This window comes from Clostridium cibarium, from assembly GCF_014836335.1.
Classification (GTDB): domain Bacteria; phylum Bacillota; class Clostridia; order Clostridiales; family Clostridiaceae; genus Clostridium; species Clostridium cibarium.
This window is the reverse complement of record NZ_JACSRA010000026.1, coordinates 16,662-33,557: the sequence shown is the minus strand read 5'-3', so window position 1 is coordinate 33,557 and position 16,896 is coordinate 16,662. Positions and strand designations below refer to the sequence as shown.

The 16,896-nt window shown below is 29.9% G+C and carries 16 protein-coding genes; 2 read left to right on the top strand and 14 right to left on the bottom strand.

What is annotated here, in order from left to right; genetic code table 11:
- Positions 1-40: 40 nt before the first annotated feature.
- From H9661_RS14785 to H9661_RS14760, 6 genes are all read right to left on the bottom strand, one after another.
- Positions 41-1,759: a S8 family peptidase gene (locus tag H9661_RS14785; RefSeq protein ID WP_191769593.1), complete on the bottom strand. Its 1,719-nt coding sequence runs from the start codon at positions 1,757-1,759 to the stop codon at positions 41-43.
- A 16-nt stretch (positions 1,760-1,775) separates the two neighbouring features.
- Entirely contained in the window at positions 1,776-3,566 is a 1,791-nt protein-coding gene (locus H9661_RS14780) for a S8 family serine peptidase (RefSeq protein WP_191769592.1), read from the bottom strand.
- Positions 3,567-3,693: 127 nt separating this feature from the next.
- Positions 3,694-4,434 (bottom strand): flagellar motor protein MotB, encoded by a 741-nt coding sequence (locus H9661_RS14775; protein WP_191769591.1) that lies wholly within the window; start codon positions 4,432-4,434, stop codon positions 3,694-3,696.
- A 17-nt stretch (positions 4,435-4,451) separates the two neighbouring features.
- Positions 4,452-5,237, bottom strand: a complete 786-nt coding sequence (gene motA / locus H9661_RS14770; protein ID WP_143317462.1) for a flagellar motor stator protein MotA — start codon at positions 5,235-5,237, stop codon at positions 4,452-4,454.
- A 472-nt stretch (positions 5,238-5,709) separates the two neighbouring features.
- Positions 5,710-6,573: a sporulation peptidase YabG gene (gene yabG, locus H9661_RS14765; RefSeq protein ID WP_191769588.1), complete on the bottom strand. Its 864-nt coding sequence runs from the start codon at positions 6,571-6,573 to the stop codon at positions 5,710-5,712.
- 92 nt (positions 6,574-6,665) lie between these two features.
- Complete coding sequence (locus H9661_RS14760; RefSeq protein WP_143317466.1) at positions 6,666-7,661, bottom strand: CotS family spore coat protein; 996 nt, start codon at positions 7,659-7,661, stop codon at positions 6,666-6,668.
- A gap of 104 nt (positions 7,662-7,765) precedes the next feature.
- Between H9661_RS14760 and H9661_RS14755 the strand changes: the two genes are divergently transcribed.
- Positions 7,766-8,884 carry a glycosyltransferase family 4 protein gene (locus H9661_RS14755; RefSeq protein WP_143317467.1) on the top strand — a complete coding sequence of 373 codons (1,119 nt, stop codon included), beginning with the start codon at positions 7,766-7,768 and terminating at the stop codon, positions 8,882-8,884.
- 58 nt (positions 8,885-8,942) lie between these two features.
- On the opposite strand, the gene H9661_RS14750 is transcribed toward H9661_RS14755, so the two are convergent.
- The 3 genes from H9661_RS14750 to H9661_RS14740 form a co-directional block, all read right to left on the bottom strand.
- The gene (locus tag H9661_RS14750; protein ID WP_191769586.1) at positions 8,943-9,980 is read right to left on the bottom strand and encodes a CotS family spore coat protein; all 1,038 of its coding nucleotides are present in this window, start codon (positions 9,978-9,980) and stop codon (positions 8,943-8,945) included.
- 1 nt (position 9,981) lies between these two features.
- On the bottom strand, positions 9,982-10,638 hold the full coding sequence (locus tag H9661_RS14745; protein WP_191769584.1) for a hypothetical protein: 657 nt from the start codon (positions 10,636-10,638) through the stop codon (positions 9,982-9,984).
- 109 nt (positions 10,639-10,747) lie between these two features.
- Positions 10,748-11,749: a CotS family spore coat protein gene (locus tag H9661_RS14740; protein WP_191769611.1), complete on the bottom strand. Its 1,002-nt coding sequence runs from the start codon at positions 11,747-11,749 to the stop codon at positions 10,748-10,750.
- Positions 11,750-11,866: 117 nt separating this feature from the next.
- On the opposite strand from H9661_RS14740, the gene H9661_RS14735 reads away from it, so the two are divergent.
- Positions 11,867-12,982: a glycosyltransferase family 4 protein gene (locus H9661_RS14735; protein ID WP_143317470.1), complete on the top strand. Its 1,116-nt coding sequence runs from the start codon at positions 11,867-11,869 to the stop codon at positions 12,980-12,982.
- Positions 12,983-13,075: 93 nt separating this feature from the next.
- Here the strand turns inward: H9661_RS14735 and H9661_RS14730 are convergent, their stop codons facing one another.
- The 5 genes from H9661_RS14730 to H9661_RS14710 all read right to left on the bottom strand — a co-directional run bounded on the left by H9661_RS14730 (position 13,076) and on the right by H9661_RS14710 (position 16,748).
- A complete protein-coding gene (locus H9661_RS14730) occupies positions 13,076-14,218 on the bottom strand; it encodes an ABC transporter substrate-binding protein (protein WP_191769582.1) in 1,143 nt (380 codons plus the stop codon).
- 113 nt (positions 14,219-14,331) lie between these two features.
- On the bottom strand, positions 14,332-15,423 hold the full coding sequence (gene eutH, locus H9661_RS14725; RefSeq protein ID WP_191769580.1) for an ethanolamine utilization protein EutH: 1,092 nt from the start codon (positions 15,421-15,423) through the stop codon (positions 14,332-14,334).
- A 111-nt stretch (positions 15,424-15,534) separates the two neighbouring features.
- Positions 15,535-15,945: a carboxypeptidase-like regulatory domain-containing protein gene (locus tag H9661_RS14720; RefSeq protein WP_243129625.1), complete on the bottom strand. Its 411-nt coding sequence runs from the start codon at positions 15,943-15,945 to the stop codon at positions 15,535-15,537.
- Positions 15,946-16,070: 125 nt separating this feature from the next.
- Complete coding sequence (locus H9661_RS14715) at positions 16,071-16,367, bottom strand: PTS lactose/cellobiose transporter subunit IIA (RefSeq protein ID WP_143317473.1); 297 nt, start codon at positions 16,365-16,367, stop codon at positions 16,071-16,073.
- Positions 16,368-16,436: 69 nt separating this feature from the next.
- Entirely contained in the window at positions 16,437-16,748 is a 312-nt protein-coding gene (locus H9661_RS14710) for a PTS sugar transporter subunit IIB (protein ID WP_143317474.1), read from the bottom strand.
- Positions 16,749-16,896 lie beyond the last annotated feature (148 nt).

Sequence of the window (16,896 nt, the reverse complement as noted above, 5' to 3'; positions counted from 1 at the left end):
AATATCTTAAATTGAATTTTAAATTTATATTACAAAACTATCAAACCATATTTTCAAACATTTTAAGTATATCTAAAATTCCATATCCCCACTGTGCATTAGGGTATATATCTCCTTCTCTTTGAAAAGTTCCTTTTGCAAGATAGGCTTTAACAGTTTGAGAATATATATATGGATCATTTCCATCAATTATTCCCCACTGAAGTAGCATAGCACATGCCCCTGCTACTACAGCAGCTGCTACGCTAGTCCCACTTACTACAGCTGTTTGATTATTTTGAGCCGTTGTCAAAGCGTTTAAACCTCCAGCTGCAACATCTACTACTTCAAAATCATATATAAAAGCTCTTCCAGAGAAAGTTAGAAAATTATTATTATTTTGATCATACGCTCCTGCAGTAATAACATAATCTGAATCACTAGGATTTGTTAATGTTCCATATGGATCTGTCAAATTAAATCTGGTCCCTCCCACAGTTATTCCTGATTGAGGTATCCAGGCATTAAATCGACCATTCAATAATGTTCTTGGCACTAACCTAAATCTCCATATTCCTGGTTGTAAGTTGTACATTCTTATTCTTATCAACTCATCACCAGTAGTTTCCTCTGGCAGATAATAATTAACTCTTACTGAAGTTTTCTCAAATACAAACGTATATCTTTCCGTTGCATTTATCTTAGCTGGCAGCACTCCAGTATTTTCTCCAGAAGGAGAAATTATATCTAAAGAAAATACATTAGGCAAATCAGCCCAAATCTCCACCCATATATCCTTTTGCTTAGGTGATACTACTAACTCAATCAATGCTAAATCACTAACTTGCGATATTATACCTGAAGTGTGAGTCCCATTTCCCCCTTGATTCCCTGTTCCGCAAACTGCCACAACACCGCTATTACTTGAAATTGAATCTAAAAACTCTTCTAATATTCCACCACCTTTATGATTTCCAAAATTACTTCCAAGAGGAAAATATATAACCATAGGTTTATTGGTCATTAGAGCATACTCATATAGAAATTCTAACGAAGAAAAAATTGACGTTATATTAAATACAGGTGTTTCAACATAAAACCGATTTTTAAACCCAGCATCCTCCATAAGCTTTACAACCACAAAATTACAATCAGGAACAACACCTCTTAAATTCGGATTCTTTCCTATTCCTCCAATTATTCCAGCCATATTAGTTCCATGTCCAATTTCGTCTTTACTAGGCACAACATCATAAGCCGATCTACCAGCTCTATATTCTCTTATAGCAGCATTTATTTCATCTCTAGAATATGTAGTTCCATAGGGAACTGTTATTAAAGTATTTTCTTTATCTGACATTATAGTTTGATCCCAAATATATTCAATTCTTGTCTCTCCGTTTAAATCCATAAATTCCTCGTTTAAGTAATCAATACCTGTATCAATAATTCCTATATTAACCCCTTTTCCAGTTAAATTTAATGGTGAATCCAATTGCAAAAAACTAGCTCTAGAAGCTTCAACAGGAGATATTTGTTGAAGGGTATACATTTCTGCAGGCTTAACATAAACAATAGCTGATAAATTAGGACTAGTAATATCTATCTCTGTATTTTCTTTCGGAGTTAAGAGTATAGCGTATCTATCATTAACTAAAGTAACATAATATTTCTCTTGTTGCAGAATTTCATTTTCCAAATTACCTTGATACTGAACAATATATTGATAATAATTTGGATCTCTAAACAACGTCTCTGAAAATTCACTACTCTTTTTCATTTAAATCCTCCACATCTTATCTTGGAATCCTTATAAATAGTCTATTATAATAATATTCAAAAAACTCTTCATTCTGTACATTATTTCTTCTAAATGTTCTGCTAATAATATCAAAAGTTCTCAGTAAATCAAAACTTCCATATCCAACATCTCTACTTGGATACCTATATACAGCATTGCTCCTATCAGCCCCATAAATTAAATAACTTCTAATCTTTGTTGAATACATCGTTAAATCATTTTTTTCCACTATTCCCCATTGCAGCAAAAGAGCACATGATCCTGCCACTACTGCTGCAGCTACTGAACTACCACTTTCTGTAACAATCCCTCCACCTACCTTTGTAGTTAAAATACCTACTCCTGTTGTTATTATATCCGGGTTTATTAAATCATTACTATTAAACCCTTTACCAGATGAAGCCACCAATGCATTATTAACTCCAAAATAAGCTACTGTAACTACTTTCCTAGCTGTAGATGGAATAGTTAATGTTATATATGGATCTGACTCTAAAAAATTAGTGTCTGGAGGTAGAGTTTTTACTGGAGGTAACCAAATATCAAATCTACCGCTACTTATATACTCGCCTCTTAATTGAATCTGCCATATTCCTGGTTTTATAGACTCAAGAACTACATTAATAACTTCATGACCTGTATAATGCTCAGGAGAAAAATATTTAACTGTTAATCTAGTATCAGTAAAAACATATTTAATTTGTTGCACTTTCTTTGTAGAAGCTTCAATAAACTTCGATGACTCTCCTGTTGGTGAAATTATATTAGCAGACGCTCTATTAGGTTTTTTCACCCATATATCAAATGCAAAATATGCAATTTCTCTCGGAATTCTTAGTTGGACTGTTGCAATATCCCCAACAGCCCTTATAACTCCAGATGCATGTCCTCCTGATGCGCCCTCATTTCCAACTCCAATCACAGTGACAATCCCTCTTAAACTTCCAATTGATGTTATATATCTTGAAATAAGGTTATTTCCATCATGACTTCCTTCTGTAGTCCCAACTCCAATATATATGACCATAGGTTTTTTCGTTCTTATAGAGTAGTTTTTCAAATAATCTATAGCCCCCAAAACTTCTGCTGCATTATAAACTGGCGTATACTCAATTCTATTTGATTGCAATCTATTTTTAAAATTGATGGACTCAAAAAGTTTAACTATTACAAACTCGCAATTATGTGCAACCCCTTGAAATTCTCCATTATACCCTCTAGCTCCAATAATTCCAGCCATTTTAGTTCCATGCCCTATTTCATCTTTAGACGGAACTATTTGGTATGGGTCTTGATTGTTTTTAGATGCTTGGATAGCATTATTTATTTGTTCCCTAGAAAAAGTTTTTCCAATATATACTGACGTATCTGTTGTATCTTGAATTGATTGATCCCATATACTTTCAATCCTTGTAGTTCCATCTTCCTTAATAAATTCTTGATTTAGATAATCTATACCTGTATCAACCATTCCAACAAGAACCCCTGTACCAGCTAAATTTAAATATGGATTTATTTTAATGTTATTTATATTATCAACATTAGATGGAGAAATATCTTGCAACACATACATGCTTCTAGGATCAATGAATATAATAGAAGGCACATCCTTTACAAGTTCATCTAGATGCTCATATGAAACACTTACAATCCCTATATTTTCAGTTATAATATCTCCACAAGCATATGGAACTTTTTCTATCTCTTCCTTAAAACTCCCTCTATATTCAACTAAGAAGTTTGGCGAATCTATATAGTATAGATTACAATTCTTTAAGTTAGGCACTTCAATCTCCTACATTAGTATTCCATATTAAGTAATATTTCTAATAATACTTAAATATTCATCAAATCCATAAGTAAAAATGAGATAACCCTTAAGATTCAAAATCTTAAGGGTTATCTCATTATTTTTATTTCCCTGATGGATACTTACGAACAATAGAAATTTCAACTCTTCTATTTTTAGCTCTACCATCTTCTGTTGAATTATCATACTTAGGTTTATATTCAGCGTAGGCTTGGACAGTTACCTTGTTAGCATGTACACCTCCTGCTGAAACCATAAAATTCATTACATTTACAGCACGCATCGAACTCAAATCCCAATTTGAACGATATTTACTATTACTAATAGGTACATTATCTGTATGTCCTACAACTTTTATTTCATTATCTAAATTCTTAATCATATCAGAAATTTTTAAAAGTAACGGGGATACTCCTCCAACCACTTCAGCATCTCCTGAGTTGAAGAGTACAATATCCTGTATAGCAATTTCCAATCCATCACTATTCAATTCTGCTTTAACCTTATCAGAATATCCTTCCTTAGCAATTTCTTCATCTATTTTCTTTTTAATTTCAGTCATTCTTTGTTCTTCAGTTTGAGCATTGGTAAGTGCCTCATCTTGACTAGCTTCTCCTGATTCCATATCACCAGCTGCTTCTGTCCCAGTACCTTCTAATACTCCATTACTTCCTGCAAAAACTTCATTAAATGATTGTCCTGCAGCCTTCATCTTTTCTTGGTCAACTTTACTCATTGCAAACATTACAATAAATAGGGCTAATAGAAGTACTAACATGTCAGAGTAAGGAATAAGCCATGTTTCATCCATATGCTCTTCATGGTGTTCTTTTTTCTTCCTCATTGCTAATCTTCCTTTCTTTAAACCCCACCGTTACTATTCTCAAGTTCTTTTCTATCCTTTGGTTCTAGCATACTTGTAAGTTTTGTTTCTATATTTTTTGGATTTGCACCTGATTGAATGCTTAAAATTCCCTCAAGCATAATATTCATATTTGCTATTTCTACTGCTGATTTTCTTTTTAATCTTGATCCAAATGGATGGAATATAACATATCCAAAGAAAATACCATAAAGAGTTGCAACGAAAGCTGCTGCTATCATATGCGCAAGTTTTTCTGTATCACTTAAATCTCCAAGTGCACCTATAAGACCAACAACAGCTCCTAGAACTCCAAGTGTTGGCGCTGCTGACCCTGCTGTTGTAAAAATTGTAGCTCCTGCACGATGTCTTTCTTCCATGCTATCAATTTCTGTCTCTAAAACTTCTCTTATATATTCTGGCTCTACACCATCTACAACCATCTCTAGACCTTTTTTCATAAACTTATTGTCCATTCCTTGTACTGTACTTTCTAGTGATAGTAATCCATTCTTTCTAGTATTTTGAGACATTTCAACCAATTGTTTTATAATCTCAACTGGGCTCTCATCTTGCTTTTCTTTAAAAAGAACTCCAAATATCTTAGGTATGTTAAGAAACTCCTTCCTCGGAAAGGAATTCATTACAGCCATCAATGTACCTATAAGTATTATTATCGCAGCTGCTGGGTTTAATAAAACTGCTACATTTGCACCTTTTACAATCATTCCTACAACTATTGTAACAGCACCACCCAAAACACCTATAACTAAAAAAATATCCACAACCTATACCCCCTGTATACTCTTTTTGTATGCAAAATTGGAAAAAATAAATATTTCACATTTTTTATAAAAGAAAATAGTGAATCTAATTTTCTATTTACTAAATAATTATCGCCTGAATAATCGTATACTTTAGGATAATATATTTAATTTTACAATATAAAAAAATAAAAATTAACTATTTTTTTATTTATCTAACTATATTAAGATATAATAAGACAAATATCCCACATTTTTTCATTTTCTATTTTATATATATCCTTTTATTTTTCATCACATTTTGCAATATTCTACAATCTATATAATACCATAATATTTGCCAATATAAAACCACAGTATATAAATAGTTTCGACAGAAATATTTACATAGTACCAATAATCAACCTGTAATCCTATTCATAAAAAGTTTAATTTAGACAAAAAAGCTTTTAGATATTAATATCTAAAAGCTCACTTCATAATCATATTTTTATTATATATATGAAGATCTCGGATATCCCTCCCTATATTTACCTCTAGTTTGAAGTCCTCCAATCCCCTTAATTCCTGTTATTGTATTTTCAATTACTTCGGTAATTGATATTACCTGATCTATTCTCGTATATGCTATCTTTTCACAAATAAAAACTGGATCTAAACAATGTATAAGAACTCTACTAGGACTTGATGCAAAATTGGCTCCAGCATCTAACATGCACTCATAGCAGCTTTGACAAGCTCCAGCAAAAATAACTAACTCATCATAACTTGCATTATAATCCCTCAAAGCTTTAACTGCATCCATATAATATCTTGAATTTCTATAACACCTTAAATCCAGATAATCAGTTGAATCCTTCATAACACCATCATGACCTGTAAGAACTACTATATCTGGCTTAATTTCCTTTACTAAATCTACTATTACAGCTGGCTGTTCTCTTTCAGGTATTGCTCTTCCAATGGCATCTAAGGATAACTGTTTGTACACTTTCAAGCATGTTTCCATATATTCACTGTCTCCATCTACATGAAGTATCTTTCCTGGCCTTCCAAACATCATCTCCTTATTGGGTACAATTTTTGATGGTTTATTGACCCTAGTTAGAACATCTCCCCTTAAATAAATTGCATTTTCAATTGCCTTTTTTACCCTACTGTTTAAAATTTTCTCCTGCTCACCAACATAATCATCACTTACTTCCTCTAAGTCATCCTCAATTGAATCGGCAATTATTCTTATGCTAATCCCCTTTAATATATAAACTAATTTATCATCATCTTTTTTTATATCTATTATTTTAAAGGTAATATCTTTATCATAGGACTTTCTAACAACCAAATCACCAAGTTTCATAAACGCCCCTCAAATATAAGTATTTCTACTTACTTTATATGATTTACAATAAAAAGGTGTTCCTAGGTCACTACCTAAGAAACACCTTTTTATTACAAATTATATTCTTCTTTAAATTCTCCTAGTAATTCTAGGAACTTCTCTTGCTCATTTATTATACCTTGTAATTTAGAAGCAAAAGTGCCTTGTCCCCAATTAACTTCATTATAATAATACCTATTGGCAAGTCTCCAGTATCTTTGTGGAAATTGAAGATAAGCATATAAAACTTTCATTTCATCACCATCTAAAGGCGATATTGAATTATAAGATTCTAATATAGCCTTTGCAAAATTTATATCCCAATCTACCCTTTTAAGTACCTTTATCATAAAATTCGATATGTCAAAAGTCCTAACTTCCCTTTTGCAATAATCAAAGTCTATTATACGAACACCTTCATCATTTAATATTATATTATGGTAGGTATAATCGTGGTGACAAAAGCCCTTGTCCTTTTCTGCTATAGCACAAAGATCATAATACGAAGAATTCTCTAGAGTTTCAAGACCCTTTCTTCCTATTTCCTTATAGAATTCCATAGATTTTAGATATAACATATCAAAATCACTCTTCACACTTTTCTTTCTTATCATGTCCCTCATTTTGTCTAAGGACTTAATTCTTTTTGCCATTAAATGTGGCCATCTTCCTAAATCACTTTTTAATTTTGAATTATCAGGTGGATCGTAGCCCTTGGATGCTTCATGCATTGTTGCTAAAGTCTTTGCTGCTGTTTTCACTTCTTCTATATTATGAAAGTCGCATTCTCTTCCCTCTAACCATTCAGAAAGAGTGTATAGATCTTCATTTACCAATGCATATGGTTCACCCTCTATATTTAAAAAATATCTATCAACCTTATCAAAGCCATTCTTAATTAAATGCTCTTTTGCACCGTAAACGAATAATAGCTTTTGAGGTCCATAGTTAATTTTCTTTAGGCAACGTTCCCCCTTGTTTGTCTTAAGGTAATAAACTCCTTTATTTGCCTTAAGAACTTCAATCTTAATGTCAAACTGCCTCTCAATTTCAAATTCCCTCATCATAGTCCTCACCTCCTTTATATTTATATGTGGTCTTTATTTCTTTTATTAACAAAAGTTAAGGTAATTTAATATAATAAACAGAGAGTACTAGGAAAGGATACATCATGAAAATTGGCATAGATGGCAGAGCGGCTAAATGGTACAGGGGAACTGGTATCGGAACTTATACACATGAACTTATTTCAAGTTTAAATGAAGTTGATTGCTATAACGATTATCTTATTTTTTTGCCAGAAGGTTCTTCCTTAAATAACTTAAATGAAAATTTTAAGATAGAATCAGTTAAATCTAATTTAAAAGATAACTTTTGGGATGAAGTACGTGTTCCAAACATTCTTGATAATCAAAATATGGAACTTTATCACGTTCCTCAAAATGGTGTTGGACTTTCACAAAATATAAATTGCTTTAAGGCCATTACGTTACACGATATAATTCCTTTAAAAATGCCTGAAACTGTAAGTGACAAATATCTTAGAATTTTTAACAATGAATTACCGAAACTATTATCAGATTGTGAAGGTATTATAACTGTATCTGAATTTTCCAAACAAGATATTGCTCATGAATTTAATTTTCCTGAAGAGAAAATATATGTAACACATCTCGCTGCTGAAAATATATATAAACCTATGAGCAAATGTAAATGTAAGCGAATTATAAAAGAAAAATATTCTATTGAAGATGATTTTATTCTTTATGTTGGTGGTTTTAGTCCTAGAAAAAATATAATTGGATTGATAGAGGCTTTTTCTATAATTCCAGAAAATAATAGAAAGAATGTTAAGTTAGTTATTACAGGCAAAAAAGGGCTTTCATATCCTAAGTATAAAAAAAGAGCTGAGGACTTAAATATAAATAATGATGTTATATTTACTGATTTTATACCGTTAGAGGATTTGCCTATATTCTATAACGGGGCTGAAGTTCTAGTTTATCCATCTTTTTATGAGGGATTTGGACTTCCCCCTCTTGAAGCTATGGCTTGTGGAACTCCTGTAATAGCTTCAAATGTTACTTCCCTTCCAGAAGTATGCTACGATTCAGCGCTATTAATAAATCCTCATAACGTTAATGATCTAAGCTATGCTATTGAGAAAGTTTTAAATGATAGCCTACTAATGTTAACCATGGTTAAAAAGGGGTTAATGCGAAGTATAAACTTTTCTTGGCATAATACTGCCATTAAGACAGTAAACGCCTATAACTCCATGTTAAGCTAACAAATAAAATAACTTCTTAACTCTTTTAATCTAATAGAGTTAAGAAGTTATAAGTCAGCTAATCAAGCTTATCTTTAAAAATTTCTTTATATTTACTTAAAAATCCTCGCCTGAACTCTTCGTTAATTAATTTCATTTTTAGTCTATTTATAAATACTTCTTCTTCCCAGCCCTTCTGTTTGTGATAATAATCTTTTCCAATAGTATATATATCCCTAGGAAATAGCAATAATATATATATATATTTGTATTCTTCTTTATCTAATGTTGCAACACTATCATAAGCTTTAATAACATCTGCAGCCTTATTAAAATCAAAAGCAGCATCTTTTATCCCTTTAAGGATCAAATCACATATATCCATTATTCTTAAGTCTATTGAGCAATAGTCGAAATCAATTAAGTACATTTTCTCATTAGAGAAAAGGAAATTATGTTCTGCTAAATCATTATGACATACAACTATATTTTTCATATTTTCTCTATATAAACTGTACCCACTTAATGTAATTAGTTCAATTGCTTTCTCCATATCGCTAATGCACTCATCTATATAATTATCATATAGACAATCAAATTCGTTTTTAAACTTGTAACTCTTTATTAATTCTTTAATTTTTTTTATATCTGCTAAAGCTTCCTTATATTTTTTAACAACACTTTTCTCTAGATTAACATGCAAATCAAACTCACCTAATGTTTTTCTAGATGCTATATGCATGTTTGCAAGAGTTTTAGCACACATGTTTAATTCTATTGGATTTGTAAATGTCGCCTCTCTCCCTGGAATAAGATCCATTACAATGTAATTACCTCCATCCCATTCCTTGTATTTCTTACCACTTTTAAAACTATTATATGAAATGATATATGGAAAATTTTTTTGAATGCACTCAATACATTTGTTAATAAATTCTATCCTATCAACTCCATAATCTACCTTTTTTAGAATCTTATTTCCTTTTTCTGTTTTCAATATATAAACTTTTCTTAAAGGGGTTATATCTACAACCTTTATTCCTAACTCTTGAAAAAAACTGGAACTTAATTCATAAGTAGATAAATATCTTTTTTCTGGATATCTAAGTTTATTCATTCTAATCCCCCTTTTTAATATTCTTAATTTCATAAACTAACGTAGATTTTATGCTCTCTAAATATTTATCAGGTGAAACATTTCTTTTTCCTTGACTATATCTATACCATTGTTTCAGACTATCACTGGGCACACGTAATAATATTTTTATATATTCTTTGCTGACATTTGTAAGTCTTGCAAGATTCACAAATTCATCTATATAATAGTCTTCTCTTAATAAATTTTGCTTTTTCTTTGCCCTTTTTAAATATTCGTAAATATCTTCTTCCCTAAGGTTATAACTTACATTTCTTAGACTTCCTATTTCAATTTTTTTATCTTCTTTTAAATTTTCTTCTCCTACCTTTCCCAAACATATTTCATTTTCCTTCATACTTCTTTTTATAATGTTTAAATAATCAATTTCATTAATTAACTTAATACTCTCTTCTCCTTGAATTAATATTTTTTCACCAGTTTCTAATAAAAACTTATCCATAAAATTTAAATTTTTTTTCTTTTCTCTCTTTCTCAAATCGATTCTTAGTTTACACATGTGTACCTTTATGCTCTCTAATCTTTTCCCTACCCTACTATTAATTCTTGTTATTCCATCACCATAGTATCTGCTCATAATACAGTCTACCTTATTGATTAATACTATTTGATTTAACATTTTTTCCTCACTTATACTTATCTCCTCTTTAAAGTATCCTCCTTTCACAAGGATATTTTGCTCTAACAAATATTCTTGTAGAGTTAAATTATTTATGATAATCACTCCTTTATGAGAAAAATTCCTCAATAAACGCTTCTCTCTCTTCTCTATCCTCTATATATCTAGTAAGCCTATTTAAAAAGAATTCATCTTCCCAAGGTTGCTGCTCCCAATATTTTTGTATTCCTATTTGCCAAAAACTTTGAGGAAAGTTTATAAAATATTTCATTAACTTCATCTCATCTTGAGAAATTCTTTTTACCTTAGAATAACTATTAACAATTATTTCTGCATTTTTGTTATTCCATTTTCCATTTTTCATAGCCCTTATTAACAATGATGCTAAATCATGTAGATGAGTATCCATAATACAATAATCAAAATCAATTATATATATGTCTCCTTTTTCACTAAAAAGTATATTATGGTGTGCATAATCATGATGACAAAAACCTCTTTTAAGCACTTCCCTTTCCATAAGTTCTATATAATTTGAATCTTTTAATCCCCTTATACACTTATCTGCCCTGTCAACCTCTTCATCTATGCAACTCTTGTACAATAAATCAAAATTAGATTTATACGCTTTTTGATTTATCCTTTTTTCAAAATCTCTTATTTCTTCTTTTCTAGTATTAAATACATCAATCCAAGAAAACCATCCTATCCTTGGCTTCATATCCTTAGTTACTGAAAATCCTTCACTACATTCATGTAATTCTGCTAGTTTTTCTGAAACTTTTGCAAGTTCTATATCATCATCAAAATTACTTTCCCTGGCTGGTATCCATTCAGTTAAGTATGCATAATATCCTAAAAATTCAATGTAGTATTCTCCATCTTTAGTCTTTAATATATCTGGTATTTTGCTAAACCCTCGTTTTTGCAAATACAAAATTGCAGACAATATAAAATAAAAATGAGAGAACTGATATTTTATAATTTTTATACAATATCTTCCCTCTTCAGCATCTATTTTATAAGTATTTTTTACCTGTTCTATAGATTTAATATTTAAATTATATTTCTCTTTTATTAAATTTTTAATTATTTTTTCCCCCAATTGTATCACCTCAAAATTAGTTCTTTTTATTATATGTTTAAAATCTTTTTTATGTGAACTTTTTATTCACAATTTGAATTAATTTATAGTATTTTATTATATATAATTTTTTTGAGGTGTTTTATGAAACTTGGAATAGACTCAAGAAGCATTAATCTCCATTCTGGATCTGGAATAGGAACTTATACTAAAAACTTAGTTTTGAATTTGTTAGATATAGATAAAGAAGATAATTTTAATCTAATTTGGACTGGTAACGAACTAGAGGAATACAATAAAAGTAATGTTACAATTACACATTTATCTGGTCGCTATAGTGGATTTTACGAAGCATGTTATATTCCTCACCTACTGCAAAATAAAGGTATAGATTTGTATCATATACCTCAAAATGGTATTGGATTTCCTTTCGATTGCAACCTTAATGTTGTTGTAACTATACATGATTTAATTCCATTTATAATGCCCGAAACAGTAGGAATAGGCTACTTAACCAAATTTCTTAAAGATATGCCTAATATAATAGAATCCTCTAAGGGAATACTCACTGTATCAGAATACTCAAAAAAAGATATTTTAAGATTCTTCCCTAGCTTTCCTGAAGAAAAAATTTTTGTTACCCCACTTGCTACTAACCATATTTTTAAACCAATTTCAAAAAATTATTGCAAGAAATATTTAAAAGAAAATTACAATATAGAAGATCCATATATCTTTTATGTCGGAGGGTTTAGTAAAAGAAAAAATGTTAAAGAGCTTATCACTTCATTCTCTGCAATAAAAAATGAATTGAAAGTACATCATAAATTAGTAATTGCAGGCTCATTACGTGATGAAGGAGAATTATTAAAATCTACAGTCCACTCCTTAGGCCTTCAGGATAAAATTATTTTTACCGGTTATCTGCCTGATGAATTACTTCCTATATTTTATAGTGGTGCTGAAGCATTTGTTTATCCTTCTTTATATGAAGGGTTTGGACTCCCACCTTTAGAAGCTATGAGCTGTAAAACTCCTGTTATTACTTCTAATTTAACTTCTATTCCTGAAGTTACATCTGATTCAGCCATTTTAATTAATCCATCCAATTCTGATGAACTGCAATATAATTTAATAAAATTACTAAACGATGAGTCATTAAAGGAAGAATTAAAAGAAAAAGGGCATAAAAAAAGCCTTGAATTTTCTTGGATTAAAACTGCCGAGAAAACTCTTCAAGCTTATAAATCTCTAATTTAATGAAAAAATAATTACTCACTTCTATATTATTAAAAGATGAGAATATACGAAAACTTTATCTCATACATTCTCATCTTTTTATTTAATATATATCTAATTATAATAATTTCTTATTTTAAAATACAAATCATAATCATCTAAAGTTGGTGCCTTTCTACTTATATTATCCATGACTACGATAGGGTTTTTATCTATAAAATTATTAATAGAACCTTCTATTGACTTATTTTCGTAAGCTGATAAAAAACTTAAAAAGAAATTTCCGTTCAAAATATATTCAGATTTACTTTTTGTATTAGTAGATAAATACTCAATAAACTTTTTTGTTAATTTCTGATTCTTATCATTTTTATCTAAAACTACTAAATTATCTCCTTCTCCTAAATAAAATCTATTACTTCCTTTACTTTTGGCTGGAACATTATTAGAAGTCCACTGACAATTTTCACTTATTTCCTTTAGTTCTCTCATTCCATTTATAGATGATATCCTTGCAACAAATTGCCCTTCTCTATTTTTATTTAATATATTGTCATTAGTTAATTCTGCTATTCTTTTATCTACATTACTTTTTATTTCTTCTTCATTATCTGTTAATTCCATCTCTTGCATAATTAGTAATGATACTAAATCACAATAGTCTTGACCTACAGCATTAAGGACATTTACTTTTCCTCCACTCTTTGCATATATATCCTTCCCCATATTAATAAGATCTTCCCAAGTAACTATATTTTCATATGTATACCCATAAATTTTAAGCATATCTTCTCTTAAATACATTACCAAAGGTCTAGAAGTAAATGGAATTCCTATAACTTTCCCATCTTCTTTTACTTCTGATATCCTTCCTTTAGTATAATTTTTAGTATAATCTTCAATAATACTTTCATCTTGCTTTTCAGGTATAACATTCTGGTATTTTTCTCTTATTTCTCTAATATATTTGCTATTTAATTGTGCTACATCTGGTAAAGTTCCGCCTTCTATAGCAGCTTTAAATTTTTCGTTAAGATTATCTGAATAGATTTGAACAACATCCACTTTAGTTCTACTATTTAACTCCATAAATTCCTGAGCAGATTTATTTAAATATTCGAAAGTACTACTATCTGCCCAAACAGTTATATTCCCTTTAACTACATCATCCTTTTTTCCTTCAACTACATTTACTACAAGAAGTGAAAAAATACAGATTAATATTATTGATATAGCATATTTTATTTTACTTTTCAAAAACAATCACCTCAAATACCTTGTTTATGCTTAAGTAGCATTTTAATCAGTATTTCATATACTTAGTATATATTATATCATATATACATTTTTTAGTTATTCACTTAAATAAATTATATTCGCTTCTTTCTAATGTTTTCTTCTCTATGCAATAAAAATATTGCAAAAGCAATTGCTAATATACCTGATATTAATTTTGTAAATACATAAATATTAATCATATCAGGCTCAACTCCAGCTACATATCCTAATTGTCCTCCAAGCACATATGCTCCAGAAACTGAGAAAGCGCTGCACACTATCTTACCTTTATAATCTAATTTTTCAAAATTGGAAAACACTATAATTGCAGTTGCTAATGATCCAATAAGAACAGTAATATTCTTACTACTCATATTTAATCTTTTCTCTAAGAAGCCTAATTGCTTCTTTAAAGCTCTTTGTATAAATTCAAGCATTACATAAGCTCCGCCCAAGAATATAGCAATTTTGCCAACTATTAATATAGTATCTTTTAATGGCATCATATCGTTTAAAATTTCATAGGATGAAATAGAATAAACTCCCTGTAGAGCTAATCCAACTATACTTATTAACAAAATAATTTTCTCGAAAATAGAAAATATTTTAATACACAAGGAAGGCTTGTACATTATTCCTAAAGATAATGCTACTGAAAGTATAATTATTGGGGTAAGATTAAATATCAAAGTCAATATATCTATTCTTAATAGTAATCCTCCACAAAAAAGACCAATTGGAATTGTAATTACCCCACATACAATTCCTTTAGATAATGCTTCCATAGATTCTTTTTTTATAACACCTAATGCAAAAGGAATTGTAAAACTAAGAGTACATCCTAGTATTGATGCCATTAGAATTCCTGAAAACTCAACAAACTTATCTGTTGTTGAAATATCTACTGCCATATTGTATGCTCCCATATCGACAGCTATAAGACTTGACGTAAAAATGGATGGATCTAATCCAATGTTTTTTAAAATTGGAACTACTGCACTTTGTAACCCTTTAACGAATAAAGGCGTAATAGACAATATACCTATCATTGATAAAGCTAATGATCCCATAGTCTTTATTCCATCTTCGAAATATTGTCCATACTTGAATCTGTTGTTAAAAAAGTAATCTACAACCCCAATGACAAAGAAAAATGTAACTATGTATAATAAAATATTCCCCATATAAATCATCACCTTATCCTCATAATCATTATTAACTATAATAGTATATAACACAGCTTAAATAATAAAAAGCCCTTTTCCAAGGGCTTTTTTAATTTTTCGACTGAAATTTTAACAATCACAATTATCAAAATCACTATATTTTTCTTTGCTCTTTGGCTGACATGGTGGACAATTCTTAACTCCTATACATTTTCCTTCATAACAATCAACATCTAATGGTAGACATTTTATTTTAATAGTATCTTTATAAACTTTAAGCATATATTTCACATTTGGACATAAAGGTCCTAATAAAAATTGACCATATTGATCTGTAAATGTGTGAGTTAATGGATAAGGTAATTTACACCCATCTACAACTTGAAGTAACTTAACAACAGCATCAGCTACTGGATTTCCATTAGCATCTAAAACTGTACCATGAATAACCGCTCTTTTCTCTACTGGTAATTTAATAATAGCTTCAATCTGTTGATTTTCTTTTGGACATACTGTGCAAACAGCAACTTTCCCGCTCATAACTTTACCTCCATTGTTCATTATACTTTATATTATGCATGTCCAAAAAAATTGTGCTATTATTTCAGATTAATATTTAAACATAATAAAAAAGCTGTCCAAACATATTTGAACAGCTTTTTTCACTATAGCCTAGCGTAAATTTCTACTAATTCTTTTGCTAAATCTTTAAGAGTCATAGAAGTCATGAAATGGTCTTGTGCATGTACCATTAATAAAGTCATCTCTATTTTTTCTCCCCCAGCCTCAGCTTGAATTAAGCTTGTTTGCATATTATGTGCTTCACCTAGTTCTTCATCAGCTTTTGCTATTAACCCCTTAGCTTCTTCCAAATTCCCCTCTTTTGCAGCTACAATAGCTTCCATTGCATAACTTCTAGCTTCTCCACTGTGAATGATTAACGTCATTATCTTTTCTTCCATTATAAATCTCCCTTTCAAATGTGTAGTATATTTAAATTTACCCTTCCCATAAACCCCATGATAAAGTATCTATTTATTTTTTGCCATTTCTAAAGCTTTAGCTAAAACTTTAGGTCCGTTCATTGTTCCATAATCAACTGTAGGAATAACATCTACAGGTATTCCCATTGGTTCATATTTTTCTTTCATCTTCTTCAATAAGAATCTAACTTGTGGTCCTAATAATAATACATCCATCTCACTTTCGTGATTTTTAACATCAGCTTCACTCATAGCCTGAATTGAAGTTTCAACCCCTTGTGCTTTTGCCGCTGCCTGCATCTTTGTAACTAATAAACTTGTTGACATTCCTGCTGAACAACATAAAATAATCTTTGTCATAATGTTTCCTCCTTGAAATATTTATTTAAAATATTAATTTGCTTTTGCACTATATTATTAAGCAATAATCATGCCAACTTATTAACTAAAACTTTTATTAATAAATTAAGGCTCAAGTTACATATTTACTATACTTCATCACATTGTA

What these genes read in the sequence shown, in the direction of transcription:
- H9661_RS14785 (WP_191769593.1), bottom strand. Translation starts at nt 1,759, where the DNA reads ATGAAAAAGAGTAGTGAATTTTCAGAGACGTTGTTTAGAGATCCAAAT.
- H9661_RS14775 (WP_191769591.1), bottom strand. Translation starts at nt 4,434, where the DNA reads ATGAGGAAGAAAAAAGAACACCATGAAGAGCATATGGATGAAACATGG.
- yabG (WP_191769588.1), bottom strand. Translation starts at nt 6,573, where the DNA reads ATGAAACTTGGTGATTTGGTTGTTAGAAAGTCCTATGATAAAGATATT.
- H9661_RS14760 (WP_143317466.1), bottom strand. Translation starts at nt 7,661, where the DNA reads ATGATGAGGGAATTTGAAATTGAGAGGCAGTTTGACATTAAGATTGAA.
- H9661_RS14755 (WP_143317467.1), top strand. Translation starts at nt 7,766, where the DNA reads ATGAAAATTGGCATAGATGGCAGAGCGGCTAAATGGTACAGGGGAACT.
- H9661_RS14750 (WP_191769586.1), bottom strand. Translation starts at nt 9,980, where the DNA reads ATGAATAAACTTAGATATCCAGAAAAAAGATATTTATCTACTTATGAA.
- H9661_RS14745 (WP_191769584.1), bottom strand. Translation starts at nt 10,638, where the DNA reads ATGTTAAATCAAATAGTATTAATCAATAAGGTAGACTGTATTATGAGC.
- H9661_RS14735 (WP_143317470.1), top strand. Translation starts at nt 11,867, where the DNA reads ATGAAACTTGGAATAGACTCAAGAAGCATTAATCTCCATTCTGGATCT.
- eutH (WP_191769580.1), bottom strand. Translation starts at nt 15,423, where the DNA reads ATGGGGAATATTTTATTATACATAGTTACATTTTTCTTTGTCATTGGG.
- H9661_RS14720 (WP_243129625.1), bottom strand. Translation starts at nt 15,945, where the DNA reads ATGAGCGGGAAAGTTGCTGTTTGCACAGTATGTCCAAAAGAAAATCAA.
- H9661_RS14715 (WP_143317473.1), bottom strand. Translation starts at nt 16,367, where the DNA reads ATGGAAGAAAAGATAATGACGTTAATCATTCACAGTGGAGAAGCTAGA.
- H9661_RS14710 (WP_143317474.1), bottom strand. Translation starts at nt 16,748, where the DNA reads ATGACAAAGATTATTTTATGTTGTTCAGCAGGAATGTCAACAAGTTTA.